Raw genomic sequence first — 25,948 nt, 5'->3', positions numbered from 1 at the left:
TTCTGATAGAATATCTTTGCCTAACTGCAGATAGAAGATCTCAAACTAAAGGCATCTTCCAAAGGAATATTCAAGTGTTGGCTTAGTTCGCTGAGCAGGCTGACTTGAGCCGCATTACTCTCGGCCAATCTTCCATTAGCGTCGAGATGGTTATTCTCAAAACCAACCCGAACATCGAGACCAAGCAGCATCGCAGACGTCAAACAATCCAACTCTTTTGCCCCAAAAGCACAAACGGCGCAGCGAATGCTCTCTTGTTTAAATCGCTCTAAATTCAGTCCTCGTAAATCCCACGGTGAAGACTGTTGCTGTTTATGGTACCGACCCAGTACAACAAGCGCATGTTGATTAAAATTAGGCAATGCGCCCAATTTACGTAGGTGAAAGTAACGTTCAATATCCGCCTCATCGTAGAGAATGATTTGGCCGAGTATATTTTGCTCAGCAACCCAGTGGAAAAAGGCACTTCCTTCTCTTTCACTCTGCTTGTCAGGAAACAACTCTCTTAATGCAAATGAAGCTGCTTCCGGCTGCACCGCTTTAATCAACGCTATCTGCTGCTTTGGGGAATACTGACCGACCGCTTCTGTGGTTAACTGAACCAGCATTTTCTCACCAACCGCTTCTTTCACAGCATGATAAAGCGGCTCATTATCCCCAACCTCCAAAGAGTGTTTACCGAGACCATCACGCGCATGCAAATGGATCATCGCAGCTCCTGCCGACTGACAGGCTCGCGCTTCAGTAATCAACTCCTCAGTGGTCATCGGCAAACTGGCATGATCTTGCTTGGTCTTTCTCGCGCCATTAGGTGCAACTATTATTGCGACGGCCTCTCGATGAGGTGCTGAATCTATTGCCATGTACTTGATACCTCATTCAACGTGCGGGTCAGTTTTTCTATCAGTTCATCGACGTGAGCTGGCTGAAAAATGAAAGCCGGAGCGAGCAAAATATGGTGTCCGTTTACGCCGTCAATAGTGCCGCCCATGGGATAGCACATTAAGCCATTTTCCATCGCTCGCTGTTTAATACGCTTATCTGCCATCGTGGCTTTGTTTAAAGGTGCTTTGCTCTCTTTATCCGCCACCAGCTCAATCCCTAAGAATAGACCTTTGCCTCGAATATCACCGATAAAAGGCAACTCAGAAAGCGCTAAGCTGAGCTCATTTCGCAATAACGCACCTTGTCGATTCACGGCAGTTAATAGATCTTCCTCAAAGATTGTTTTGACGGTCGCAACTGCTGCGGCACAAGCAACGGGATGAGCCATAAAAGTATGACCGTGCTGGAAAAAACCACTCCCCGATTCAATCGCCCGGTACACTCTGTCATTAGCCACAACAGCTCCAATTGGTTGATAGCCCGCACCTAACCCTTTTGCCATACAGACTAGATCTGGCTCGGCTTGCTCTTGTTCAAAAGCGAAGAAGCTACCGCTGCGACCAACGCCACACATCACTTCATCCAAGATCAGAAGCACATCATATTGGTCGCAGATTTCTCGAATACGTTTGAAGTAACCGTCGGTTGCAGGTACCGCTCCGGCAGTCGCCCCCACGATTGGCTCAGCGATAAACGCCATCACATTTTCCGCACCCAGTTGAAGAATTTTGGCTTCTAACTCGTTCGCAGCGCGCAGTGAATATTCCAGCTCTGACTCATCCTCTCTCTGATAGCGGTAAGCGTAACAAGGCGCAATATGTTGACCAGAGTGAAGAATTGGCCTGAATGGTTCACGTCGCCACTCATTCCCTCCTACCGACAATGCCCCGAGGGTATTGCCGTGGTAACTCTGTTGGCGGGCAATGAAATATTTTTTCTCTGGCTTGCCGGATTCAACAAAGTACTGGCGCGCCATTTTTAGCGCCGATTCCACCGCTTCAGAACCACCACTAACAAGGTAAACATGGTTGAATTGTTCTGGCATGTGCTGGCAAATTAACTCAGCAAGCTGCTCTCCGCTTTCGCTGGTAAAAAAGCCCGTATGAGCAAAAGGAACTCGCTCTATCTGCGCTAGCATCGCTTGTTTAACCGCTTGATGGCTGTGACCGAGGTTCGATACCGCAGCGCCGCCACAAGCATCTAAATATTGTTTACCTTGTTTATCAAACAGGTACACCCCTTCTCCGCGGTCGATTACTGGCAACGTATTGTGACAATGACGATGAAAAACATAAGACATGTGAGTTCCTTCAAGTGAATGCCGTCTCGTCACATCATCTTGAACAAACGAGATTCTCACAAGGGAATAAAATTCGACTGGTATGAGCTTTTGGAATACAGAAAACCAAAAGCCATTAATTCATTGAAAATAAAAAATAAAAATAAAAAAAAGGCCAGCTTTACTAAAGGCTGGCCTATGGGTGACTAAAAGCTCTGTTCAGGTACGATATTAGGCGTTTAGTGCCTGCTCTAAATCGGCCAAGATATCATCAATATGCTCAATACCCACTGACAGGCGAATCATCTCTGGCGACACGCCGGCTTGCTTTTGTTCTGCTTCGCTTAATTGGCGGTGAGTCGTAGATGCCGGATGACAAGCCAGTGATTTGGCATCACCGATATTGACCAAGCGCTTAAAGATTTTTAGTGCATCATAAAAACGAACGCCCGCTTCGTAACCGTCTTTGAGCCCGAACGACAAAATCGCTGAAGGCTTGCCTTTCATATATTTCTGCGCTAATTCATGGTGCTCTGATTCTGGCAAACCTGCGTAGCTGACCCAACTGACTTTCTCATGCTGGTTGAGATATTCCGCCACTTTCAGCGCGTTTTCGGTGTGGCGCTCCATACGTAAAGATAAGGTTTCTAATCCCTGCATTAACATAAACGCATTCATTGGCGAAAGCGCCGACCCCGTATTTCGTAACGGAACGGTTCGCGCTCGACCAATAAAGGCCGCATCACCAAATGCTTCGGTATACACCACACCATGATAGGACGGTTCAGGTTGATTAAACACTGGGAAGCGGTTGCTGTGCAGTGCCCAAGGGAATCTACCCGAATCGACAATCACTCCACCTAATGTCGTACCATGACCACCGACATATTTGGTCAGAGAGTGCACCACAATATCGGCTCCAAATTCGATTGGCTTACACAGAACCGGCGTTGCAACGGTGTTGTCCACTATCACAGGCACACCCTGTGCGTGAGCAAGATCGGCAACACGCTCTAAATCAATGATGTTACCGGCAGGATTACCAATACTTTCGCAGTACACAGCTTTGGTATTTTCATCGATAAGTTCAGCCAGACTTTCCGGTTTATCGTCTTTGGCAAACTTCACTTGGATGCCCTGATTAGGCAACATGTGAGCGAACAAGGTGTAAGTGCCACCGTAAAGTTGCGGAGTCGATACGATGTTATCGCCCGCCTGTGCCAAGGTCAGAATCGCATAGTTAATCGCTGCACTGCCTGCGCTCACAACCAAACCTGCAATACCACCTTCCAAGGCGGCCATACGCTTTTCCAGAACATCATTGGTTGGGTTCATAATACGCGTGTAAATATTGCCCGGTACTTCCAGATTAAAAAGATCCGCACCATGCTGAGCGTTATCAAATTCATAAGCGACGGTCTGGTAAATTGGGGTCGCCACGGACTTAGTGGTAGGATCCGTTTCATAACCAAAATGGATCGATAGCGTTTCGTCTTTCATGTTCTTCCTTGTGCGTTATCTCTAAAAATAGCCGTATTCATCATGCCTATTTTTCGTTCAAAGAACCTCGCTATTGGTCACAATGCATATCATTAACCCTGTCACTGTCATGGTAATGGGCGGCAGAAAATCACTTACCCAGTTGCCACTTGCTGTAGTAGCCAATGACGAAACTTTTCTGTCGAGTCATTTTTGGTATTGGTGATCAAATAGTAACCGGCGTTGGCAGGTATTGGGTCAAAAGGCGATACCAAGCGTCGAGTGTCCAGTTCATCTTCGATTAGCGCCATCCTTGCCATTGCGATTCCCACCCCCGCTTCAGCCGCAGACATGGCCATGTCAGTACGGTTAAAAAAGTGTCCGACATCGGTTTTAAAATCGAGCCCCATTGCCGAAGCCCAATAAAGCCACTCATAATCACGGGTCGCCTTGTCCCACGGCAGAGCATCATGCAATAACGTCGCCTCTTTCCACTGAGCACTTGAAGCTAAAGCATTATTTTTATCTGACGTAGCTTTCAGCCATGCATGATCCTCAAGGTATTTAGGGCTCATCACTGGCAATAACTGTTCGTCTAACAGCAATTCAGCGTCTTTATGTCGGTAAGGGTGTAACCCGTAATCGATAGCGACGTCGTAATCTTTCAAATCGCTGTTAACCAATGCCACTTCTGCAAAGATCTGCACTTGGATATCTGGGTGTTCCAGATGGAAACTCTCTAGCTTTGGCACCAGCCATTTGAAGGCAAACGACGGCGTCAGCTTGAGTTTAATTTCATTGTTTTGCTTGTCGACTTTCAACTCATCAAGCAGTTTTCCCAGTTCATTAAAGTGAAACTGAGCCGCTTGTTGCAACTGAACTCCCTTTGCCGTTAAGCGGATACCACGAGAGTGGCGTTCAAATAGATTAAAACCTAATGTCTCTTCTAAGTGAATAATTTGTTGACTAATTGCCCCCGTCGTCAGGTGCAAAGACTTTGCAGCACCAGTAAAACTGCTATGTTCAGCAACTTGACTAAATAACCACAAACCGCTTACTAGATTACCTCTCATACACAACCCTATAGTTTTTCTAAACTCTATATGTAATTTATATCGATTGTTAACAAAAGGTAAGCAAAAGAAACTAGCGACAAATAATTATTGTGTGTGGAGTGCAAAATGGAAGTCATCGTATTAGGCAGCGGCGTTATCGGTTTAACATCGGCTTGGTATTTATCTCAGGCAGGTTACCAAGTAACTGTCATTGACCGTCAAGCAAGCAGTGCTATGGAAACCAGCTTTGCCAACGCTGGGCAAATTTCTTATGGCTACTCTTCGCCTTGGGCTGCGCCGGGTATTCCGCTTAAAGCGATCAAATGGCTAATGGAAGAGCATGCTCCGCTGAAAATAAAGCCAACGCTAAACTCGGACATGATCAGCTGGGCATCAAAAATGGTCGCTAACTGCACTTTGCCACGTTATCAAGTTAACAAAGCGCGTATGCTTTCTATCGCGAATCACAGCCGCGCTTGTCTTGAGCAGCTACGTAAAGACCATGCAATTGAATACCAAGGTCGCCAGTTCGGTACTCTACAAGTATTCCGTACAGAGCAGCAGCTAAAAGCTATTGAAAAAGACCTCAAACTACTTGAGCAAAGCGGCACACGTTTCCAGTTGATGGACGTTGAACAGTGCATTAAACAAGAGCCTGGGCTTGCTCTAGTGCAAGAGAAGATCGTGGGTGGTTTGTACCTTCCAGATGATGAGACAGGTGACTGCTTCCAGTTCTGCCAACAGCTTACTGAGCTGGCAAAAGCACATGGTGTTAGATTTGAATTCAATACTGAAGTGAGCAATTGGGTTACTGAAGGCAAAAAGATCACAGGTGTCCAAACGAACCGTGGCCTGTTCAAAGCGGACCAATTTGTCGTGGCTTCAGGAAGCTATTCAACAGCGTTGCTTAAACAGCTAGATGTGAATATTCCGGTTTACCCAGTCAAAGGTTATTCACTGACGGTTCCAATCGAAAACGAGCAATACGCACCTCGATCTACGGTAATGGATGAGACGTACAAAGTCGCCATGACGCGTTTTGACGACAGAATTCGTGTTGCAGGCACTGCAGAACTTGCTGGTTTTGATGGCTCTATCCCACAGAAAAGAAAGAACACGATTGAAATGGTCATTCGTGATCTATTCCCTCGTAGCGGAGACTTTAGCCAAGCTGAATTCTGGACAGGTTTCAGACCGATGACACCAGATGGCACGCCAATCATTGGAGCAACGCCGTACGAGAACCTGTTTACGAATACCGGACATGGTACGTTAGGCTGGACAATGGCATGTGGTTCAGGCCAGCTTTTAGCAAGCATAATGACGAAAGAAAACTCCAAGGTTATTGAACAATCAGAGCTTAACTTATTCCGTTACGACTGATTAATAAATAGCCTATTAAACCACAATATGCATTTACGTTAGCATAATTAACTTTTGCATTTTTGAGTAAATTTTAATAAAGATATACTGCATACTTAGTCAAACAAGGAATCTTAGCTAGGAAATACATTGAATAAGCAATGGTAACCAGATATGAATGGTAGTCTATCATTCTGTGTTCACCGTCACGCTATCAAGGATTTTAAGCTAAAAAGGTTAACAATTACGTTACAAAAAAAGGTAATGTGTTGTTGGGAAAATAACCGCAAACACAACTAACAGGGAAAATACTCATGCAGTCATTAGTTGATTTTCTGAATGGAATTATCTGGAGCCCAGTACTTATCTACTTGTGCCTTGGTGCTGGTTTATTCTATTCAATCATGACTCGTTTCGTTCAAGTTCGTCATTTCTTCGAAATGTGGCGTTTATTGCTATCAGGAAAGAGTTCAACAAAGGGGATTTCATCATTTCAGGCACTTGCCGTATCGCTATCTGGCCGTGTAGGTACAGGTAACATTGCCGGTGTTGCAGCCGCTATCGGTTTTGGTGGCCCGGGTGCCGTATTCTGGATGTGGGTAGTTGCGTTCTTCGGTGCTGCAACTGCTTACGCAGAATCAACACTAGCTCAAATTTATAAAGAAGAAGACGAAGGCGAATTCCGTGGTGGCCCTGCTTACTACATTGAAAAAGCAATGGGACAAAAATGGTACGCTTGGATCTTCGCAATCTCGACTATCTTTGCGTGTGGTGTTCTACTTCCAGGCGTTCAATCGAACAGCATTGGTAACGCAGTAGAAGCAGCATTCGGCACTGGTGACATGATCGAAACCGCTATCGGTACCATCAGTTTTGCTAAAATTTTAACTGGTACGGTTGTCTGTGTCATTCTTGCTTTCATCATCTTTGGTGGTGTAAAACGTATTGCAAACTTTACTCAAATCGTTGTTCCGTTTATGGCACTGGCTTACATCGTTACTGCCTTTGTTATTATTCTTCTGAACATCGGTGAGGTTCCACGCATCTTCGGTATGATCATTGGTGACGCGTTCACACCAATGGCGGGTATCGGTGCAGCTATCGGTTGGGGTGTAAAACGTGGTGTTTACTCTAACGAAGCTGGTCAAGGTACTGGTCCTCATGCAGCGGCAGCAGCAAGCGTAGACCACCCAGCTCAACAAGGTCTTGTTCAGTCGTTCTCTATCTACATCGATACACTGCTTGTTTGTTCGGCAACAGCATTCATGATTCTTATCACTGGTGCTTACAACGTTCACGGTGCAGTGGAAGGTGCCTTCCTGGTACAAAACCTACCAGCAGATATTGGCGCTAACGGTCCTGTATTTACTCAGATGGCGATTGAAAGTGCGCTTCCGGGCGTGGGCAAATCATTTATTGCTGTTGCTCTGTTCTTCTTCGCATTTACAACGATTCTGGCGTACTACTACATCGCAGAAACAAACATCGCTTACATTCGCCGCACGTTTAAAGTGGATGGTCTAATGTTTGTTCTGAAGCTAATCCTTCTGTCAGCGGTATTCTACGGAACAGTGAAAACCGCAAACCTGGCATGGGCGATGGGTGACGTAGGCGTAGGCTTGATGGCATGGTTAAACATCGTCGGTATTCTGATTATCTTCTTCATGTCTAAGCCAGCACTTAAAGCGCTGACCGATTACGAAAGACAACAGAAAGAAGGCGTGACTGAATACACGTTCAACCCAGTAGCACTTGGTATCAAAGGTGCTGATTACTGGGAAGAGAAATACAAACGTAAGACAGGTAAATCTGCTCACACTGCCGCTGTTGAAGCAACACAAAAAACAGCAGAAGAAACGTCTCTATAAATTTACAAAAATAAATACAGCATTACACAACAACAAGGGCCAGCAATTCGCTGGCCCTTTTATTTTCTTCATCAGAAACCGGCAGACTAGAAGTCGGGGTAGATATCTCGCATATCCTGCAAAATGCCATCAAACAGTGCTGTCGCGCTCTGCGTCATAATATCCCTCTTCGGACGTACGACTGAAATGACGCTATCTGGGATATTGTCCAGCAGTGGCACTACCGCAAATTCATTTTTGATGTAATCCAAATCAAGCGATTCCGTAGAAAACAGGGCGGCAAAATCGGCGTTTTGAATCAGTGAACGGGCTAACGTCATCGAAGTACATTCACGAATACGCGATGGCAATGGTAGGCCATTAACGGAAAACAACTGGTAAAAATAGGTACTCGGATCATCGGGAGAGTCCAGCGTCAGCCAATCACTCTGATGTAATGTCCTCAACGACCGAGTATTACACAGCGGATGGGACTTACGGGTCACCACGACATTAGGGATACGACAAACCGCTTGCCACTCCAGCGCACTATCAATCACCGGTATTTGCGATGTGATAGCAAAATCCACTTCTCCCTGACGCAACTGTGTCAGTAGAGGAGCAGGACGCAACTCTACGATACGCAGAGAAACTTCCGGATAACGCTGCATGAACGTGTTCAGACTGGAAGCCAATGATTTAAGTAGTGAAGCAACGGGTGTCACTCCTATAGTCACGCTGCCGTTGGGAACCCCTCGCATGGTGTCAATCTCTTGCTTGGCGCGTCGGGCGGTTTCGTTCATTAAACGTGCGTATCCCATCAAGCGCTCACCATATGGCGTGAGAGTTAACCCTCCAGCAGAACGCTCGAATAGAGCGACACCATATTGCTGTTCCAGTTCTTTAATGGCTTTGCTTAGGGCGGGCTGCGTCAGATGCAGTTGTTCTGCTGCTGCTTTCAGGCTCCCTGCCTGACTCACAGCCAGAAATGCTCTAACTTGATGTAACTTCATCTGTTATATACCCTCATTGTCCTTAATCAAAGCCATTCTACACCACTTATTCGGTGCTCAGGTATTCACTCACCAGCTCAACCCAGCAAGCCGCACCAATCGTAACTAGCTGATCATTAAAATCATAGCCAGGATTGTGTACAGAACAGCCATGCCAGTCGCCTACCCCATTAGCGAGGAAGAAATAACATCCCGGACGCTCTTTCAGCATCCAGGCAAAATCTTCACTGCCCGGAACAACTGGTGCTTCATCGCCAGCAACATTGTCTTCACCAAGCACAGCCTTGACCACTTTGCGAGCTCGCAGAGTTTCCTCTGATGAATTGAACACTGACGGCACCTGACGCAGGTATTCAACTTCTCCCTGGATACCAAACGCCTGACACTGTCCAGCCACTACCTCACGAATTCGCTGCTCAATCAAATCCTGATTCGCTTCACTAAAATTACGTACTGAAAGCTTCATTAACGCATCATTTGGAATCACATTCGCTGTTTTTCCTGCCTCAATCTGACCAATACTGATAATACTTTGGTCAGCTGGGTTTATATTGCGCGACACAATACTTTGCAGCCCAAGAATGATATGACCAATGGCAATGGTGACATCATTTGATAGATGAGGCATTGCTGCATGACCCCCCTTCCCTGTGAGACGAATAGTCACCTTATCTGACGATGCTAACGATGCTCCACTGCGTACGGTTGCCTGCCCGACCTCATTGCCCGGCATATTGTGCAAAGCGAAGACCGCATCACAAGGGAAGCGATCAAACAAACCATCGTCAATCATCGCTTTTGCTCCCGATAACCCTTCTTCATCAGGCTGGAAGATGAGGTTAATTGTGCCGTCAAAAGAGACATGCTTCGCGATGTAATGGGCAGCTGCCAGCAAGATTGCGGTATGACCATCATGACCACAAGCGTGCATGTGTCCATCTATCTTACTGGCGTAAGGTAACCCTGTTTCTTCCTGAATAGGCAGAGCATCCATATCTGCACGGATACCAATACAGCGTTGCGAAGTGCCCTGCTTTAGCACACCGACCACACCATATCCTCCAATACCAGTATGAGTTTCATAGCCCCACTCTGTTAACAGTTCAGCCACTAAGCTAGCCGTGTTCGGCACTTCTGCTCCCAGCTCTGGATGGGCATGAATGGCATGGCGAGTCTGAATAAATGGCTCACAACTGGCAACAAAATCGGCGTTTTTGAGTAGCGATAATTCAGGTAATGTCATCATCAATTCCTTTTATTTATTCGGTTCTTTTAGCGGAGAGGATTATTGAGGCGCTTTCGCAGGGAAACGCCACATGGCCAGAGAGCTCACCACAATCGCAGTCATCAGATAAAACGCAGGGGCCATTTTATTGCCGCTAAACTCGATCAAAGTAGCGACTAACAGTGGAGTGAAGCCACCAAAAACGGTCACGCCAAAGCCATAAATCATTGAGATGCCACTCGCGCGGTACTGCTGAGTAAAGGCTTCCATAATCAGCACCAGTAACGATGCATTAGCCAGAGCAAATAACGTGATTAAACCACCGATGATCAGTAATGCTTTAGGTAGAGAGGCTTCACCACCAAGCAACGCGAACGCAGGATAAATGCAGACAAAAGCACCGAACATACCAACCAGCGGTAAGGTTTTACGACTTTGCAAACGATCCGCCCATTTGCCAAATAAAGGCATCAACATCATCAACATAAAACCCGCCATCACCGCGACCGCAAAAGCCGTCGTCGGCGCGTAGCCCAACTCTTTAATCAGGTAAGTTGGCATGTAGAACACTTCAATATACATACATGCAGTACCACCCCAAATCATTAACATGCCAGTTAAAATCGTGCGGCCTTGTTTACGCAGAACGGTTTTAAATGGAGTATCTTTCGCGTGGGAATCTGCCTGATGTGACTCTTTTAGATGACGACGGATGTACCAACCTACAGGACCGATCAATAAACCAAGGATAAATGGAATACGCCAGCCCCAGCTATGCACGTCTTCGGGTGTGAGCAGACCATTTACCGCGAAAGCAACGAGTGCACCAAACAGCGCAGCTGCACCTTGGCTTGCAAGCTGCCAACTCACCATGTAACAACGACGCTTGTAGTTGTTTGACTCCATCAATGCCGCAGAGGCAGCGCCAATTTCACCACCAGCAGACAAGCCCTGTAACAGACGTCCAACCACCAAAATAATGGTTGCGGCTATACCGATACTTTCATAGGTAGGCGTCAGTGCAATCATGCCAGTACCGATCGTCATTAAAGCAATCGTGAGGGTCAGAGCGGCTTTACGTCCATGTTTATCCGCATAGTTACCAATCAGTACCGCACCGAGTGGACGCATAACAAACCCAACACCAAACGTAGCCAGTGATAACAATAACCCGGCCGCTGCACCACCGACGTTAAAAAATAACTCGCCAATAATAACGGCAAAAAAGCTGTATACCGTAAAGTCATACATCTCTAATCCATTGCCAAGTGAGATGGCAAAGATCGCTTTACGAGGTTCTGAAGAAGACTTATCGGCTTGACCAGCCACGGTGGTCAATTCTGGTTCTAGTGAACTTGATAGTGTGCTACTCATGGTTTCCCTTCCTTGTACTAATGGCGACTCATTCGACATTGACTGTCTAGATAATAGCCAAGACAAGAAGCCTCACCACAAACCAAAAGTTATCCTCATAACCAAATATAAAAAAACAAATACTCTTCTAAATGATCGCTCAGTGATCACGCGCTCTTGAACGGTGCAACCCCAATAGAGCAACAGAAGAAAAATCTGTGTAAGCAAAATAAAAACAGCAAAATAAACAAAAACACAAAATAAAAACTAAAGCGCAGTAGATTAACTAAAACTCATACTGATAAAAAAAAGAAAGGGGTTACCCTATGGATAACCCCTTTCTTATACAGAGATAGCACAAGCTATTTCGACGGATATATTTGTACCCAATCATTTTTCATATCCGCAACTAACCAGCCTTTCTCTTTTGCTTCGTCGAGACCCTTATCGAGTTTGCCTACGCTGGACTCACGATCGTACTTCCACTCTCGTTTCTCATCAGTATGGTGAACATACATTGCAAGACGCGGTCCCGGACCAGAGGTGGTCCACTGCAGCATTTGCAGGTCACCATCCGAGTTGCCAAATGAAGCAATTGGACGCTTACCGATGTGTTGATAAATCTGCAGTGGTTTTTCTACTTTGTCATTATTCACCACAACGCCCGGCATTCGCTTAACTTGATAGCTTCCGTCCACATTCACAAACTCAGTTGCAAGTTGGGTCCCAATAATTCGCTCCGACGGAATGTTATAGACATCGGAAGCCCAAGCGCGCATAAAAGCATTTCCTCCGCCGGAAACGATAAAGTTTTTGAATCCATTATCTTCCAAGAAATCTAAAAGCTCTAACATCGGCTGGAAAACCATGTCGGTGTATGGCGCGCCTGTTACTGGGTGTTTTGCCGTATTGATCCAGTTTTTAACCACAGCGGTAAATTCATCACTGATTACACCTGTATGAGTTTGTAGCACTAATTGTATGAGATCGTCTGCCGTCAATTTATCCAACTGGTCGTTCAATACGAGGGAGTAAGGCTTAGTGGTTTTCCACTCTGGATGGTCCGCAGCTTGTGCTTTAATTTGGTCCAGAGCAAACAGTATCTGGAAGTACATCGGCTTTTCGGACCATAGCGTTCCATCGTTATCAAACGTAGCAATGCGATCCGCTGGAGCAACAAAATTAGCGGAATCTGAGTCGGTAACTTCGCTAACAAATTGGATGATAGCTTGTTTTGTCGAACCTTCATTCCAAGAAGGTAATGGATCGCTACTCTGAGCTAAGAGTGGAGATGAGATCACCGCAAAGGCGAATGTGAGAATAACTGACAAATGCTTTTTCATAGAATGTAACTCGTTGTATATGGATACGTAAATAATGAATTATTCTTTGAGAAAAAGCTCGCGTAATGTCACAACAATATATAAATCAGATAATTCCCACTTTGTGCAGTTAAGTTCAGACAATAAAAAAGCGGACCTGAGGTCCGCTTTTGAAATCTGCAAAATGTAGCGTTTAAGCCATTGCAACCGCTTCAACTTTACGAGCGATTTTAGCTTTGCCAACAGGTAGAACTTCACGACCAAACTCATTGTTTAGTACTTGAGCCATTGCGAAGTAAACCGCACTAGCACCACAGAAAATACCTTCAAAGCCAGCAATTGTACCGATCAGCTCGCTACCAGTGAAATCGCGCGCGGCAAGCAAGAAGAACAGAATAGTCAGAGAACCAAACACAACCTGTTTTGCTGTTGGGTAGCAAAGAGAGCCAATGAACATAAAGCCAGTAAAGATACCCCATAGCGCTAGGTACCAACCCATGAAGCTCGCTGGGCTTGCTGGTAGTCCCATGTGAGGCATAACAATCAGACCTACTAGAGTCAGCCAGAATAGGCCGTAAGATGTAAATGCAGTTGTACCGAACGTGTCACCGCGCTTAAAGCACATGATGCCAACGATAACTTGACTAAGGCCACCATAAAAGATGCCCATCGCTAGAATCATTGAGTCCAGTGGGAAAAATCCTGCATTATGAATGTTTAGCAGAATCGTGGTCATACCGAAACCCATTAGACCTAGCGGTGCTGGGTTAGCCAGTTTTGTCGACATGTACAAATACCTTTAAAAAAAGTTGATAAAAAATGCGCGCAAATTTTAATGGAGGCAGTCACAAAAGAGAAAAGCCGTTACTGGAAACTTAGATTGCATAAATACCTAGACAGGTTAAGTACAAAAAAACCAGCCCGAAGGCTGGTTCTATCAAACAAAATCGTTGGGGATTATTCCCACTCGATTGTCGCTGGTGGCTTACCAGAAATGTCGTAAACAACACGTGAAATGCCATCAACTTCATTGATAATACGGTTAGAAACCTTACCTAGGAAGTCGTATGGTAGGTGCGCCCAATGCGCTGTCATAAAGTCGATGGTTTCTACTGCACGTAGAGATACAACCCAATCGTACTTACGGCCATCGCCCATTACGCCAACTGAACGTACAGGTAGGAATACCGTGAACGCTTGAGACACTTTGTTGTATAGGTCTGCTGCATGAAGCTCTTCAATAAAGATAGCGTCAGCGCGACGTAGCAAATCACAGTACTCTTTCTTGATCTCGCCAAGAACACGAACACCTAGACCAGGACCCGGGAATGGGTGGCGGTAAAGCATGTTGTAAGGAAGACCTAACTCAAGGCCAATCTTACGAACTTCATCTTTAAATAGCTCACGTAGAGGCTCAACAAGACCCATTTCCATATCTTCAGGTAGGCCGCCCACGTTGTGGTGTGATTTAATCACGTGCGCTTTACCAGTTTTAGAAGCTGCTGATTCGATTACGTCTGGGTAGATAGTACCCTGCGCTAGCCATTTTGCGTTAGCCAGTTTCTTAGACTCTTCATCGAATACGTCTACGAATACGTGACCGATTGTCTTACGCTTATCTTCTGGGTCAGACTTGCCTTTTAGCGCGTCAAGGAAACGATCTTCAGCGTCAACTTTGATGATGTTTAAACCGAACTTGTCGCCAAACATATCCATTACTTGCTGACCTTCGTTTAGACGAAGCAGACCGTTGTCAACGAATACACACGTTAGCTTGTCGCCAATCGCGCGGTGAACCAACATAGCAACAACCGATGAATCCACACCACCAGACAGACCCAGGATAACTTCGTCGTCACCTACTTGCTCTTTAATGCGAGCGACTGCGTCTTCGATGATAGATTCAGAAGTCCAAAGACGCTCACAACCACATACACCAAGAACAAAGTTCTCTAGAATTTGTAGGCCTTGTTTTGTGTGCGTTACTTCTGGGTGGAACTGAACGCCGTAGTATTTCTTCTCTTCATTCGCCATCGCAGCGTAAGGACATGTATCTGTCTCACCTACTTTTACGAAGTCTGCTGGGATTTCTACTACTTTGTCACCGTGGCTCATCCATACGTCTTGAGTTGCTTCGAGATCTTTGAATAGTGCAGATTCGCCAGAAACTTTAACTTGTGCGTAGCCAAACTCACGCTCGTTTGAGCCTGCAACTTTACCACCTAGCTGCTCTGCCATGGTCTGCATGCCGTAACATACACCAAGTACAGGAACACCTGAGTCAAATACATATTGAGGAGCGCGCGGAGAGTTCTCTTCCGTAACACTTTCAGGACCGCCAGATAGGATGATGCCATCTGGGTTGAATTCGCGAATATCCGCTTCTTCTACGTCCCAGCTCCATAGTTCACAGTAAACGCCGATTTCACGTACGCGACGAGCAACTAATTGAGTGTACTGAGAACCGAAGTCCAAGATCAGAATACGTTGGTCATGGATATTTTTAGTCATTTTGAGCAGTCTTTTTAGGCTAAGTGATTAAAACCGAGGCGAGTGTACTCGCCTCTTCTTAATGCTTCAAGGAAAAAGCAAACGTTTACTCTAGGCAATTAGTTACCTAGGCGGTAGTTTGGCGCTTCCTTAGTAATCTGAACGTCATGTACATGAGACTCTTGCATACCTGCACCAGAGATACGTACAAATTCAGCTTTAGTACGCATATCTTCGATAGTTGCAGAACCCGTTAGACCCATGCTTGAACGTAGACCACCCATTTGCTGGTGTACGATCTCTTTCAGACGACCTTTGTATGCGATACGACCTTCGATACCTTCAGGTACAAGCTTGTCTGCAGCGTTGTCAGACTGGAAGTAACGGTCAGAAGAACCTTGAGACATTGCGCCCAAAGAACCCATGCCGCGGTAAGCTTTGTAAGAACGGCCGTTGTAAAGAATCACTTCGCCCGGTGCTTCTTCTGTACCTGCAAACATAGAACCAACCATCACACATGATGCGCCAGCTACGATTGCTTTACAGATGTCACCTGAGAAACGGATACCGCCATCTGCGATAACAGGAACACCGTATTCATTCGCTACTTCAGCCGCATCTGCGATTGCTGTAATTTGAGGAACACCAACACCAGTTACGATACGAGTCGTACAGATAGAACCAGGGCCGATACCAACTTTTACAGCGCTTACGCCAGCTTCGATAAGAGCTTTCGCGCCAGCACCTGTTGCAACGTTACCGCCGATGATATCTAGATCTGGGTAAGCAGCACGAGTATCACGAATACGTTGTAGAACGCCTTCAGAGTGACCGTGAGAAGAGTCGATTAGCAGTACGTCAACGCCAGCTTCAACTAGTGCAGCAACACGTTCTTCGTTACCTGCACCAGCACCAACTGCTGCACCAACACGTAGACGACCACGTCCATCTTTACATGCGTTTGGTTTACGCTCTGCTTTGTGGAAGTCTTTCGCTGTGATCATACCAGTCAGTTTGAAATCATCATTTACAACCAGTACTTTCTCTACACGTGCTTCGTGCATTTTTTCCTGCACTTCTTCACGAGTCGCACCTTCTTCTACAGCCGCCAATTTTTCTTTTGGCGTCATAACAGAAGATACTTTCTTAGAAAGGTCAGTAACAAAGCGAACGTCACGGCCAGTGATGATACCAACAAGTTCATTGTGCTCAGTGACAACAGGGAAGCCAGCAAAACCGTGTTTTTCAGTCAGTGCGACTACGTCAGCGATGGTTGCCTCAGGGTTTACTGTCACAGGGTCCGTAACAACACCTGATTCGAATTTTTTAACTTTACGAACTTCAGCTGCCTGCTGCTCAATAGACATGTTTTTGTGGATAAAGCCAATGCCACCTTCCTGCGCAAGTGCAATAGCGAGACGAGCTTCCGTCACGGTATCCATAGACGCAGAAATCATTGGAATATTCAGAGCAATATTTTTCGTTAGCTGAGTGCGAAGATCAGCTGTGTTTGGGAGAACGGTGGAGTGTGCTGGCACTAGCAGTACGTCGTCGAATGTCAGCGCTTCTTTGGCAATTCTTAGCATTTGCAATATCTCACAATTAGAGGAGTAAAAAAAACAATCCAAAGTCTCATCGTTTCGCATAATGAGGGTAACCGTTTTGGTCAACGAGTTACATTTGGATTAGATATTGCGGAGGGATTATACGTTCAAGACAATCGATTGACTACAAGTTTTTTAATTTTTTTCTTGCAATTACCCCCTTGCTATGTATTATATTGCCGCTAATTTCCATACTCACGTCTACGAGATTAGCTGTGCTCTCCCAGACCAATCAAAACATTTTCACCGTTTCTCGTCTTAATGCAGAAGTCCGCCTCCTGTTGGAAAATGAAATGGGGATCGTCTGGCTTGTCGGAGAGATTTCAAACTTCTCAGCCCCTGTCTCTGGTCATTGGTACCTCACGCTAAAAGACTCTCGCGCTCAAGTTAAATGCGCCATGTTTCGTGGCAACAATCGTCGTGTGACTTTCAAGCCTGCAAACGGTAACCAAGTATTAGTAAAAGCACGCCTGTCTCTGTATGAGCCTCGTGGCGACTACCAACTTATCATCGAAAGTATGCAGCCAGAAGGCGATGGCCGTCTGCAGCAAGAGTTTGAAGAACTCAAGATGAAACTGGCAGCAGAAGGTCTGTTTGCCCAAACGAACAAACAGATTTTGCCAGAGCACCCAAAACGCGTGGGCGTAATCACCTCTAAAACCGGTGCGGCACTTTACGATATCCTCGATGTGTTAAAACGCCGTGACCCTTCTCTTCCCGTTGTAATTTATCCGGCCATGGTTCAGGGAGAAGATGCCGCTATTCAAATCGCACAAGCAATCGGTCGTGCAAACAGCCGTAATGAATGTGACGTGCTTATTGTTGGCCGTGGTGGTGGTTCATTAGAAGATTTATGGTGCTTTAACAACGAGATCCTTGCACGTACGATCTCGGCCAGCCAAATCCCAATCATTAGTGCCGTAGGCCACGAAGTCGATGTAACGATTGCTGACTTTGTTGCCGACGTTCGAGCACCAACGCCTTCGGCAGCTGCGGAGCTGGTGAGCCGCGATAATAGTCATAAAGATCAAGCCCTCGTCACTCGTCAACATAAATTAGCGAGCGCAATGCGTTACTATTTGGCGGAACAAAAGCAGCAAGCAGCGCAACTTCTCCACGGTTTAGAGCGTCAACATCCCAGCTATCAGTTGCAGCGTCAATCGCAGCAATTAGATGAACTGGATGTACGACTGCGCAGAGCAATGCAACGCTTCATCGATACTCGTCAGCAAGCGATTGAGCGTAAACACCATCGTCTGCAATTGAACTCTCCTGTCAGACACTTAGCTCAGCAGAAATCGAGACTAGACCGTGTAGAGCAAAAGCTGTTGGATGCCATGGATCGCAAATTACTGACTGTGCGCCATCAATTGGCAATGGCTGCAGAAAAGCTGGAGGCAGTGAGCCCACTTGCAACCCTCAAACGTGGCTATTCCATCACGCAAACAGAGCAAGGCAAGGTGATTACACAAGCTGAAGATGTGAAAACGGGCGACCGTCTGGTCACCCGTTTAGCAAATGGCGAGATTCGCTCGACCGTCAACTAACCCAGTTTAGGGTTAGTCAATCTTTTGAAACTCAAATCGAACTCGAGATTTTGATTTGAGTTCATTACAAGTATTACAGAAGTAATTCGCCGCCCCACAAGCCTGAAGCTTTTCCAGTTCAGCGTCACAATCGGGACAAAACCCTACCTTTTTGAAATCGGACTCACACTGGTTACAGTGATACTGACCCGTCCACTCTAATTCAACGTCACAAGTCGGACAAATATTCTGCTGCATACGCCTTTACCTTACTCATTTCTTAATCTCATTATTCAAAATTTGCCACACTAAACAATGATCGCCGTCACTGCTTTTGAGATCTCGGATTGATGCGTCATTCGTTCGGGCATATAAAGATCTTATTCTGATCGTCGGATATTACCCACTTGATCAGCGATCACCCCCTAAAAGAATATTTATATAACCACACACCGAAAGCATAAGTTACATATTCTGCATTTCAATTTAAATCAGATAAAAACCCCAAACATAAGGTAAAAAGATAAAGTAGGCAGAATTTAATAAAAAGATCTAATTGTCTGAAAACGCTTTTACTTCGGTGTGCATTTCAATAGTTTGTGGGTCACATTCTATTAAGGTTACTTGTATTGAGGCAAACTCATTTAAGTGTCCGGCATGCGTTCCACCACAAGGGATCACAGCGATTTCCCCTTCTCCCAGATCGCACTTCCAATAGCGAGAATCGGTAAGATTATCACCATGACACTCTATAATGATCGTCTCTTTACGCTGAAGCCATTCTGACAACTGAGCATTGACCTTATGTTCTATGTCACTGAGGTCCGACAGCATATCTGCGCTGTTTAGCCCTCTTTTTCGGAGTGTTTTACCTAAACGATACGTATCCACGCACTTGTCCGGCGTAACGAAGCTTGTCTCCTGAGCATAGCTGTTAAAATCATAATAACCATGAGGGTCTTTACGGTCGGCGTCTTTACGCCAATAACCATCGGCCAGTACTTTATTTAATGCTAAGTAAGCAAGATGTCCGGCACTGTGACCACGACTCAGAGAAAGCTGATAGGGTTTATCCACTTGCAAAGCAATCATCATATCTGGCTCAAGTGACTCGACTCTCGGTAGCACATGCACGACAACAAACGTCCAGCCTGCTGTATCTCGTTTTACAGGAATTGCAGTTCCAACATACAGTGTGTTTGTGGCTTGCTCTACCGCACCAACCTGACAGTCGAGAACCGTGAATAGCGTTCCGTCTATCTCAATCGAGCCTTTATCAGCGGGGTGATCGGGCCAAATGTGGCTTACGGGATGAAAAGGAGTGGTCTCAGTCACCAGATAGCTTACATCATCGTTATGCTCGATGAGTTGAATTGGGGATTCTAGCTGCCATGTCTGATGACAGAAGCGAATTTTAGTCGCAGTAATCGTCATAGTTGTTGTTCTGTATTTTGAAGATAAAAAAATACCCAAGCAAAACTTGGGTATTTTTGAACTCGATTATTTATTACGGTTTTTAACCGCAGACATCATACGCTTGCGCTTACGTTCCTGAGAAAGCGTAAGTTTGTTGGTACGGTTCTCAAATGGGTTCTCACTGTTCTGGAAGTTAATACGGATTGGTGTACCCATGATTTCTAAAGACTTGCGGAAATAGTTCATCAGATAGCGCTTGTACGAATCTGGTAACTCACGAACCATATTACCGTGAATGACCACGATTGGTGGGTTATAACCACCAGCGTGCGCGTATTTCAATTTAATACGGCGACCGCGAATCATAGGTGGTTGGTGATCATCAACGGCCATTTTCATGATACGAGTCAGCACTGAAGTACCGACACGTGTCGTTGCCGATTTATAGGCTTCTTGAATTGACTCAAACAAGTGACCAACACCAGTACCGTGCAACGCTGAGATGAAGTGAATACGAGCGAAGTCTACAAAGCCCAGACGACGGTCTAGCTCTTTCTTCACGTTCTCTTTCACATCGTTATCCAGACCATCCCACTTGTTTACAGCAAGTACGATAGAACGACCCGCGTTCAGAGCAAAACCAAGCAGGCTCAAGTCTTGATCCGAAATGTTTTCACGCGCGTCGATAACCAGCAGAACCACGTTGGCATCTTCTACAGCTTTCAACGTTTTAACTACTGAGAATTTCTCAACCGTTTCATTGATACGACCACGACGACGTACGCCCGCTGTATCAATAAGTACGTATTCGCGACCATCACGTTCCATTGGAATGTAGATAGAGTCACGTGTAGTACCTGGCATGTCGTAAACAACAACACGCTCTTCACCCAAAATACGGTTGGTCAACGTTGATTTACCAACGTTTGGACGGCCAATGATTGCAAGCTTGATTGGCTGATCTTGCAAACGTTGAAACTCTTGTTCCGCTTCTTCTTCGCTGTACTCTTCTTCGAGGATTTCCGCATCTTCAAATTCAGTCAGATCTTCAATCTCGCCTTCTTCTGACTCGCTGCCCAGCAAGTCATCAAAGAACGGCGCAAGAGCACGCTCAAGAAGAGCAGTCACACCACGGCCATGAGCAGCAGCGATCTGGTACATGTCGTCGACACCCAACTGCCAGAAATCGGCACAAGCAGCATCGGCATCAATACCGTCAATTTTGTTTACTACCAGCATGGCTGGCTTTTCAATTTTACGCAGGTGCGCCGCAATCGCTTCATCAGAAGGCGTAAGACCAGCACGACCGTCAACTAGGAATAGCACAACGTCTGCTTCATCAATAGCCGCTAAAGACTGCTCGGCCATCTTTGTTTCAACGCCTTCTTCCGTACCATCAATACCACCGGTATCAATGACGATAAATTCGTGCTCTTCACCAAGTTTAGCTTGGCCATATTTACGGTCTCGCGTCAGGCCAGGAAAGTCCGCAACCAAAGCGTCACGAGTGCGTGTCAATCGGTTAAATAGTGTAGATTTACCTACATTCGGACGCCCGACTAGGGCCACAACAGGTACCATAACAACCTCTACAATAATCTTTCTTCTGTAGTTATAGGTAACGACTTGCCCAATGCCAAATCAAACCAGGTTTTACCTATAACCACGTCAGGAATAACTTTTAATAAATAAACAATAATTTCAAACAACAAAACGGCTCCTAACTGTCACCAGCCAGGAGCCGAATGTGAATTATATCACGATATTATTCGTTAATGGTTAGTTTCTTTACATCGCCGTTGCGAGTAGTAAGGACATAACCATCAGACAGCAACGTTGGACCAACAGCAAAACCACTGTCATCAATATATTGCTGTGCTACGAATTCACCAGTTGAGCGATCCATCCAGTGCAGGTAACCCAATGTGTCACCAACAACCAGATAGTTACCTATCACAACCGGCGCCGTCAGTTGACGGTGCTCTAGCAAGCTGTTTTCCCACAACTCAGTGCCACTTCGCGCATCAACGGCGACAACATGATCTTTTTCAGTAATGACAAACAGACGGCTACCATCCGTTGCCATGTCATTCGCCGATGAGTAATTACGCTTCCAAATCGGGTTTGCAGAGCGTAAGTCAACCGCAACTAGCTGGCCATTAAAACCGATGGTGAAAAGAGTGCCGCCAAGTACGATTGGTGAAGCGTCAACGTCAACCAAACGATCGATTTCCGTTGCACCTTTTGGCGTACCGATTGGTTGTTGCCAAATAAGCTGACCACGTTCCACAATCGCTGCTGCCAATCGGCCATTTGCCGTGCCCCAGAAAACACCACCACCAATCGCCACAGGTGTACTGTCACCACGTAGAGTCAGGTTAGGAACTTCAGTGCTCAATGCCCAGCGTTGCTCACCAGTGCTTTCGTTAAGAGCAACAAGTGTGCCTCGGCTGGTATTAATGATGATCAAACCAGAGTCAGCAACCGGTTTTGCGAGTACTTCTCCGCCGACCTTAACACGCCAGTTCACTTCACCAGTCTCTTGGGAAAGTGCAATAACATCACCGTTGTCAGAACCTATGTATAGGCTTCCGTAAGCGGCTGTTATACCTCCAGATAGACGAGCAACAACGCTCTCTTCTAGATCAACTTCCCAAAGCGGCTTGCCGTTTTCTGGATCCAGCGCTTTGACAACACCGTCACGACTTGCAACAAATAAAGTACCGTTGGCATAAACTGGAGACAGTTTAGAGAAGTAATGACCAACGCCATCACCCACCGACGTGCTCCATTCTGTATGAGTCGTAAACTCACTATCGACTTGAGGTAGCGGCGCCATAACAATGGTATCTTCTTCACTAGCACAACCTGCGAGGATGCCCATCGTTAACGCCCCTAACAAGGCTTTTTTAAAGACTCTTTTCATCCAATGCGGTCCTTATTTCGCCAGATCGTCCAATTTCATTTGCAGTGTCGGGCTTGCATCTGTCGCTTGCTGCGCTTCAGTATAAGCGGCATAAGCGGCATCTTCGTCACCTTGACGAAGCGCGATATCACCACGAAGCTCCGCAATACGACCATTCCATGCGGCATCGGTTACTTTGTTTAGTTCAGACGTTGCTGCATCAAAGTTACCCAGTTCCGCTTCAATACGAGCAATGCGGTAACTGATAAGTGGTGACAATGCTGCATCTTTAGTGCTGCTTTGTGCCCACTTTAGTTGCTCAAGCGCAGCAGAAAGATCCTGTGCTTCAACTTGTGATTTCGCGAGTTGCAGAGCGGCCAATACTGAATATTCTTTTACTTCGCTTGAATCGATGAATGCCTGAACTTCAGCCTGTGCATCAACACCTTTTTCTTGCAATGCACTAATCGCTGTTGTGTAGCTCTGTGAAGCTGCTTCACTCGCCTGAATCACTGAATCCTGGTAGTAACGCCAACCAAATAGACCACCTAAACCAACAACAGCACCGATGATGACGGCTTTACCGTTCTCTTTCCACCAGTCTTTAATGGCTTCAACTTGTTGTTCTTCAGTATCGTAAAGTTCCACTTCCTGTCCTCTTAAAACATGTAAATGGCAGCAAAGCTGCCATTGTTCCCATCTCGTTTAAAGGCTCCACATGTGGGAGCCTCAAATAACGAACCAGGATAAAATTACTAGCTTACTAAAAGACTTAAATCAGTGCTGCGATCTTTTCAGCAACTTCTGCTTGGTTGTAAGTGTGTTGCTCACCACCAGCCAAGTCTTTCAATACTACGGTGTTATCCGCAACTTCATTCTCACCCAGAACCAATGCTACTACAGCACCAACTTTATCTGCGCGTTTAAACTGTTTCTTGAAGTTACCGCCACCAAAGTGATTCATCACACGTACGCCAGGTACTTCTTCACGAAGCTGCTCGGCAAGTTTCATCCCTGCCATCATGGTACCTTCGCCCGCGGTCACAACGTATACGTCAACGCTACGACGTACTTCCGTCAACTCTAGTGTTTCCAGCATAAGCACTAGGCGCTCAAGGCCCATAGCAAAACCAACTGCTGGCGTTGCTTTACCACCTAGCTGTTCAACCAGACCGTCATAACGACCACCACCACATACTGTACCTTGTGCACCTAAGCTTTCAGTGATCCACTCGAAAACAGTACGGTTGTAGTAGTCCAGACCACGAACAAGACGTTCGTTAACAGTGTATTCGATGCCTGCAGCATCAAGAAGTTCACACAGACCTGCAAAATGTTGCTTAGATTCTTCGTCTAAGTGCTCAGAAAGACGAGGAGCGTCACCTAAAATAGCCTGAACATCAGGGTTTTTAGAATCAAGAACACGAAGAGGGTTAGTGTGCATACGACGTTTGCAATCGTCATCCAGTACATCGATATGTTGTTCCAGAAACGCCACTAAAGCTTCATTGTAGTTTGCACGAGCTTCAGGCGAACCAATAGAGTTCAGCTCAAGACGAACGTGCTTGTCGATGCTAAGTTCACGCCACAGACGAGCGGTCATCATAATAAGTTCAGCATCTACATCAGGACCATTCAGGCCAAATACTTCCACGCCACACTGGTGGAACTGACGGTAACGGCCTTTCTGAGGACGCTCGTGACGGAACATCGGGCCCATGTACCAAACGCGTTGTTCTTGGTTGTACAGTAGACCGTTTTCGATCCCAGCACGTACACAACCTGCAGTACCTTCCGGACGAAGCGTCAGGCTATCGCCATTGCGATCTTCGAACGTGTACATCTCTTTCGAAACCACGTCTGTCTCTTCGCCAACAGCGCGGCTGAATAGATGGGTCATCTCAACGATTGGCATGCGCATTTCGTTGTAACCGTACGCGCTAATTACATTTTTCACTGTGTTTTCTAGCTTTTGCCACAGCGGTGATTGAGTTGGGAGGCAGTCGTTCATGCCTCGAATTGCTTGAATTGTTTTTGCCACAATACTTACCGTAATTCTCGTTGAGATTAATCTTGTACTTTTACTTCGATGCGACTTTCGCTGTCCATCATAGACGCTTTCGCACGGATTTTAGCTTCTAGCTGATCCACAAGGTCGTTGTTATCAAAGCGCTCTTTCTGACGTTTACCATCTTCATAAAAAGCACTCTTCTTGTTACTACCCGCCAAGCCTAAATGAGAAACTTCCGCTTCACCTGGGCCATTGACGACACAACCGATAATCGAAACATCCATTGGGGTGATGATATCTTCTAAACGCTCTTCAAGTGCGTTCACAGTCCCGATAACATCAAATTCCTGACGAGAACAACTCGGACACGCAATGAAGTTGATTCCACGTGAGCGAATGCGTAGGGACTTCAGAATATCGAAACCAACTTTGATTTCTTCGACGGGATCTGCTGCAAGAGAGATACGCAAAGTATCGCCAATACCTTCAGCCAGCAGCATGCCCAAGCCTACAGAAGACTTCACGGCACCTGCTCGCGCACCACCGGCTTCGGTAATGCCTAAGTGCAGCGGCTGGTCAATTTTCTTAGCTAACAGACGGTATGAGTCTACCGCAAGGAAAACATCGGATGCTTTCACGCTCACTTTGAATTGATCAAAGTTTAGACGATCTAGGTGATCCACATGACGCATTGCCGACTCAACCAACGCTTCTGGGGTTGGTTCACCGTACTTCATCTGCAGATCTTTTTCTAAAGAACCACCGTTGACACCAATACGGATTGGAATGTTTTTGTCACGTGCACAATCAACTACAGAACGAATACGCTCTTCATTGCCAATGTTACCTGGGTTGATACGCAGACAGTCAACACCGTACTCTGCTACTTTAAGCGCAATACGATAATCGAAATGAATATCAGCAACCAACGGAACAGACACTTGCTGTTTGATCAGTTTGAAAGCTTCAGCTGCATCCATTGTAGGTACAGAAACACGGACGATGTCTGCGCCCACTTTTTCTAGTGCTCGGATTTGTGCGACTGTCGCTTCCACGTCAGTCGTGCGAGTGTTGGTCATTGACTGTACAGCAATTGGAGCACCATCACCAATTGGCACATCACCCACATAAATACGCGTCGATTTACGACGAATAATAGGAGATTCGTGTTGCATA

General features: G+C 46.0%; 21 protein-coding genes. 3 read left to right on the top strand and 18 right to left on the bottom strand.

Annotated features, from left to right (window positions below; translation table 11 throughout):
• Positions 1 to 20 precede the first annotated feature (20 nt).
• The 4 genes from VEJY3_RS02950 to VEJY3_RS02935 form a co-directional block, all read right to left on the bottom strand.
• Positions 21 to 863, bottom strand: coding sequence for a 3-keto-5-aminohexanoate cleavage protein (locus VEJY3_RS02950; RefSeq protein WP_014230960.1), 843 nt, complete (start codon positions 861 to 863; stop codon positions 21 to 23).
• Positions 854 to 2,185: an aspartate aminotransferase family protein gene (locus tag VEJY3_RS02945; protein ID WP_014230959.1), complete on the bottom strand. Its 1,332-nt coding sequence runs from the start codon at positions 2,183 to 2,185 to the stop codon at positions 854 to 856. The genes VEJY3_RS02950 and VEJY3_RS02945 overlap by 10 nt, the downstream gene beginning before the upstream one ends.
• Positions 2,186 to 2,395: 210 nt before the next feature.
• The gene (locus VEJY3_RS02940) at positions 2,396 to 3,664 is read right to left on the bottom strand and encodes an O-acetylhomoserine aminocarboxypropyltransferase/cysteine synthase family protein (RefSeq protein WP_014230958.1); all 1,269 of its coding nucleotides are present in this window, start codon (positions 3,662 to 3,664) and stop codon (positions 2,396 to 2,398) included.
• A gap of 134 nt (positions 3,665 to 3,798) precedes the next feature.
• On the bottom strand, positions 3,799 to 4,716 hold the full coding sequence (locus VEJY3_RS02935; RefSeq protein WP_014230957.1) for a LysR substrate-binding domain-containing protein: 918 nt from the start codon (positions 4,714 to 4,716) through the stop codon (positions 3,799 to 3,801).
• Positions 4,717 to 4,824: 108 nt separating this feature from the next.
• Between VEJY3_RS02935 and VEJY3_RS02930 the strand changes: the two genes are divergently transcribed.
• Positions 4,825 to 6,081, top strand: a complete 1,257-nt coding sequence (locus tag VEJY3_RS02930) for a D-amino acid dehydrogenase (RefSeq protein WP_014230956.1) — start codon at positions 4,825 to 4,827, stop codon at positions 6,079 to 6,081.
• A 293-nt stretch (positions 6,082 to 6,374) separates the two neighbouring features.
• Positions 6,375 to 7,928 (top strand): sodium:alanine symporter family protein, encoded by a 1,554-nt coding sequence (locus tag VEJY3_RS02925; protein WP_014230955.1) that lies wholly within the window; start codon positions 6,375 to 6,377, stop codon positions 7,926 to 7,928.
• Positions 7,929 to 8,014: 86 nt separating this feature from the next.
• Here VEJY3_RS02925 and VEJY3_RS02920 read toward each other — a convergent pair whose 3' ends face one another.
• The 7 genes from VEJY3_RS02920 to guaB form a co-directional block, all read right to left on the bottom strand.
• Complete coding sequence (locus VEJY3_RS02920; RefSeq protein ID WP_014230954.1) at positions 8,015 to 8,920, bottom strand: LysR family transcriptional regulator; 906 nt, start codon at positions 8,918 to 8,920, stop codon at positions 8,015 to 8,017.
• A gap of 46 nt (positions 8,921 to 8,966) precedes the next feature.
• Positions 8,967 to 10,163 carry a M20 aminoacylase family protein gene (locus tag VEJY3_RS02915; RefSeq protein ID WP_014230953.1) on the bottom strand — a complete coding sequence of 399 codons (1,197 nt, stop codon included), beginning with the start codon at positions 10,161 to 10,163 and terminating at the stop codon, positions 8,967 to 8,969.
• A 42-nt stretch (positions 10,164 to 10,205) separates the two neighbouring features.
• A complete protein-coding gene (locus VEJY3_RS02910) occupies positions 10,206 to 11,519 on the bottom strand; it encodes an MFS transporter (protein ID WP_014230952.1) in 1,314 nt (437 codons plus the stop codon).
• 341 nt (positions 11,520 to 11,860) lie between these two features.
• Positions 11,861 to 12,841: an HAD family phosphatase gene (locus VEJY3_RS02905; RefSeq protein WP_014230951.1), complete on the bottom strand. Its 981-nt coding sequence runs from the start codon at positions 12,839 to 12,841 to the stop codon at positions 11,861 to 11,863.
• Positions 12,842 to 13,013: 172 nt separating this feature from the next.
• On the bottom strand, positions 13,014 to 13,607 hold the full coding sequence (locus VEJY3_RS02900) for a GPR1/FUN34/YaaH family transporter (RefSeq protein WP_014230950.1): 594 nt from the start codon (positions 13,605 to 13,607) through the stop codon (positions 13,014 to 13,016).
• Positions 13,608 to 13,777: 170 nt separating this feature from the next.
• Positions 13,778 to 15,331, bottom strand: coding sequence for a glutamine-hydrolyzing GMP synthase (gene guaA, locus VEJY3_RS02895; protein ID WP_014230949.1), 1,554 nt, complete (start codon positions 15,329 to 15,331; stop codon positions 13,778 to 13,780).
• 98 nt (positions 15,332 to 15,429) lie between these two features.
• Positions 15,430 to 16,896: an IMP dehydrogenase gene (gene guaB, locus VEJY3_RS02890; RefSeq protein ID WP_014230948.1), complete on the bottom strand. Its 1,467-nt coding sequence runs from the start codon at positions 16,894 to 16,896 to the stop codon at positions 15,430 to 15,432.
• A gap of 233 nt (positions 16,897 to 17,129) precedes the next feature.
• Here guaB and xseA point away from each other — a divergent pair, with 233 nt between their 5' ends.
• Positions 17,130 to 18,461 (top strand): exodeoxyribonuclease VII large subunit, encoded by a 1,332-nt coding sequence (xseA, locus tag VEJY3_RS02885; RefSeq protein ID WP_014230947.1) that lies wholly within the window; start codon positions 17,130 to 17,132, stop codon positions 18,459 to 18,461.
• A 12-nt stretch (positions 18,462 to 18,473) separates the two neighbouring features.
• Here xseA and VEJY3_RS02880 read toward each other — a convergent pair whose 3' ends face one another.
• The 7 genes from VEJY3_RS02880 to ispG form a co-directional block, all read right to left on the bottom strand.
• Positions 18,474 to 18,698, bottom strand: coding sequence for a zinc ribbon domain-containing protein (locus tag VEJY3_RS02880; protein ID WP_014230946.1), 225 nt, complete (start codon positions 18,696 to 18,698; stop codon positions 18,474 to 18,476).
• Positions 18,699 to 18,992: 294 nt separating this feature from the next.
• A complete protein-coding gene (locus VEJY3_RS02875) occupies positions 18,993 to 19,874 on the bottom strand; it encodes a metal-dependent hydrolase (protein WP_014230945.1) in 882 nt (293 codons plus the stop codon).
• Between the two features lie 66 nt (positions 19,875 to 19,940).
• A complete protein-coding gene (der, locus tag VEJY3_RS02870; RefSeq protein WP_014230944.1) occupies positions 19,941 to 21,437 on the bottom strand; it encodes a ribosome biogenesis GTPase Der in 1,497 nt (498 codons plus the stop codon).
• Between the two features lie 184 nt (positions 21,438 to 21,621).
• Positions 21,622 to 22,782 carry an outer membrane protein assembly factor BamB gene (gene bamB, locus VEJY3_RS02865; RefSeq protein WP_014230943.1) on the bottom strand — a complete coding sequence of 387 codons (1,161 nt, stop codon included), beginning with the start codon at positions 22,780 to 22,782 and terminating at the stop codon, positions 21,622 to 21,624.
• A 12-nt stretch (positions 22,783 to 22,794) separates the two neighbouring features.
• Complete coding sequence (locus tag VEJY3_RS02860; protein WP_014230942.1) at positions 22,795 to 23,409, bottom strand: YfgM family protein; 615 nt, start codon at positions 23,407 to 23,409, stop codon at positions 22,795 to 22,797.
• Between the two features lie 124 nt (positions 23,410 to 23,533).
• Complete coding sequence (gene hisS, locus VEJY3_RS02855) at positions 23,534 to 24,802, bottom strand: histidine--tRNA ligase (RefSeq protein WP_014230941.1); 1,269 nt, start codon at positions 24,800 to 24,802, stop codon at positions 23,534 to 23,536.
• A gap of 26 nt (positions 24,803 to 24,828) precedes the next feature.
• A complete protein-coding gene (gene ispG / locus VEJY3_RS02850) occupies positions 24,829 to 25,947 on the bottom strand; it encodes a flavodoxin-dependent (E)-4-hydroxy-3-methylbut-2-enyl-diphosphate synthase (protein ID WP_014230940.1) in 1,119 nt (372 codons plus the stop codon).
• Position 25,948: the final 1 nt, after the last annotated feature.

Origin of the sequence: Vibrio sp. EJY3 (genome assembly GCF_000241385.1) — a bacterium.
GTDB lineage: Bacteria > Pseudomonadota > Gammaproteobacteria > Enterobacterales > Vibrionaceae > Vibrio > Vibrio natriegens.
Note: the sequence above shows the minus strand (reverse complement) of the source record. Positions and strands in the feature narration are given on the sequence as shown.

Excerpts from the sequence above, each read along its gene's own strand:
- VEJY3_RS02950 (WP_014230960.1), bottom strand. The coding sequence starts at position 863 with ATGGCAATAGATTCAGCACCTCATCGAGAGGCCGTCGCAATAATAGTT.
- VEJY3_RS02945 (WP_014230959.1), bottom strand. The coding sequence starts at position 2,185 with ATGTCTTATGTTTTTCATCGTCATTGTCACAATACGTTGCCAGTAATC.
- VEJY3_RS02940 (WP_014230958.1), bottom strand. The coding sequence starts at position 3,664 with ATGAAAGACGAAACGCTATCGATCCATTTTGGTTATGAAACGGATCCT.
- VEJY3_RS02935 (WP_014230957.1), bottom strand. The coding sequence starts at position 4,716 with ATGAGAGGTAATCTAGTAAGCGGTTTGTGGTTATTTAGTCAAGTTGCT.
- VEJY3_RS02930 (WP_014230956.1), top strand. The coding sequence starts at position 4,825 with ATGGAAGTCATCGTATTAGGCAGCGGCGTTATCGGTTTAACATCGGCT.
- VEJY3_RS02925 (WP_014230955.1), top strand. The coding sequence starts at position 6,375 with ATGCAGTCATTAGTTGATTTTCTGAATGGAATTATCTGGAGCCCAGTA.
- VEJY3_RS02920 (WP_014230954.1), bottom strand. The coding sequence starts at position 8,920 with ATGAAGTTACATCAAGTTAGAGCATTTCTGGCTGTGAGTCAGGCAGGG.
- VEJY3_RS02915 (WP_014230953.1), bottom strand. The coding sequence starts at position 10,163 with ATGACATTACCTGAATTATCGCTACTCAAAAACGCCGATTTTGTTGCC.
- VEJY3_RS02910 (WP_014230952.1), bottom strand. The coding sequence starts at position 11,519 with ATGAGTAGCACACTATCAAGTTCACTAGAACCAGAATTGACCACCGTG.
- VEJY3_RS02905 (WP_014230951.1), bottom strand. The coding sequence starts at position 12,841 with ATGAAAAAGCATTTGTCAGTTATTCTCACATTCGCCTTTGCGGTGATC.
- VEJY3_RS02900 (WP_014230950.1), bottom strand. The coding sequence starts at position 13,607 with ATGTCGACAAAACTGGCTAACCCAGCACCGCTAGGTCTAATGGGTTTC.
- guaA (WP_014230949.1), bottom strand. The coding sequence starts at position 15,331 with ATGACTAAAAATATCCATGACCAACGTATTCTGATCTTGGACTTCGGT.
- guaB (WP_014230948.1), bottom strand. The coding sequence starts at position 16,896 with ATGCTAAGAATTGCCAAAGAAGCGCTGACATTCGACGACGTACTGCTA.
- VEJY3_RS02880 (WP_014230946.1), bottom strand. The coding sequence starts at position 18,698 with ATGCAGCAGAATATTTGTCCGACTTGTGACGTTGAATTAGAGTGGACG.
- VEJY3_RS02875 (WP_014230945.1), bottom strand. The coding sequence starts at position 19,874 with ATGACGATTACTGCGACTAAAATTCGCTTCTGTCATCAGACATGGCAG.
- der (WP_014230944.1), bottom strand. The coding sequence starts at position 21,437 with ATGGTACCTGTTGTGGCCCTAGTCGGGCGTCCGAATGTAGGTAAATCT.
- bamB (WP_014230943.1), bottom strand. The coding sequence starts at position 22,782 with ATGAAAAGAGTCTTTAAAAAAGCCTTGTTAGGGGCGTTAACGATGGGC.
- ispG (WP_014230940.1), bottom strand. The coding sequence starts at position 25,947 with ATGCAACACGAATCTCCTATTATTCGTCGTAAATCGACGCGTATTTAT.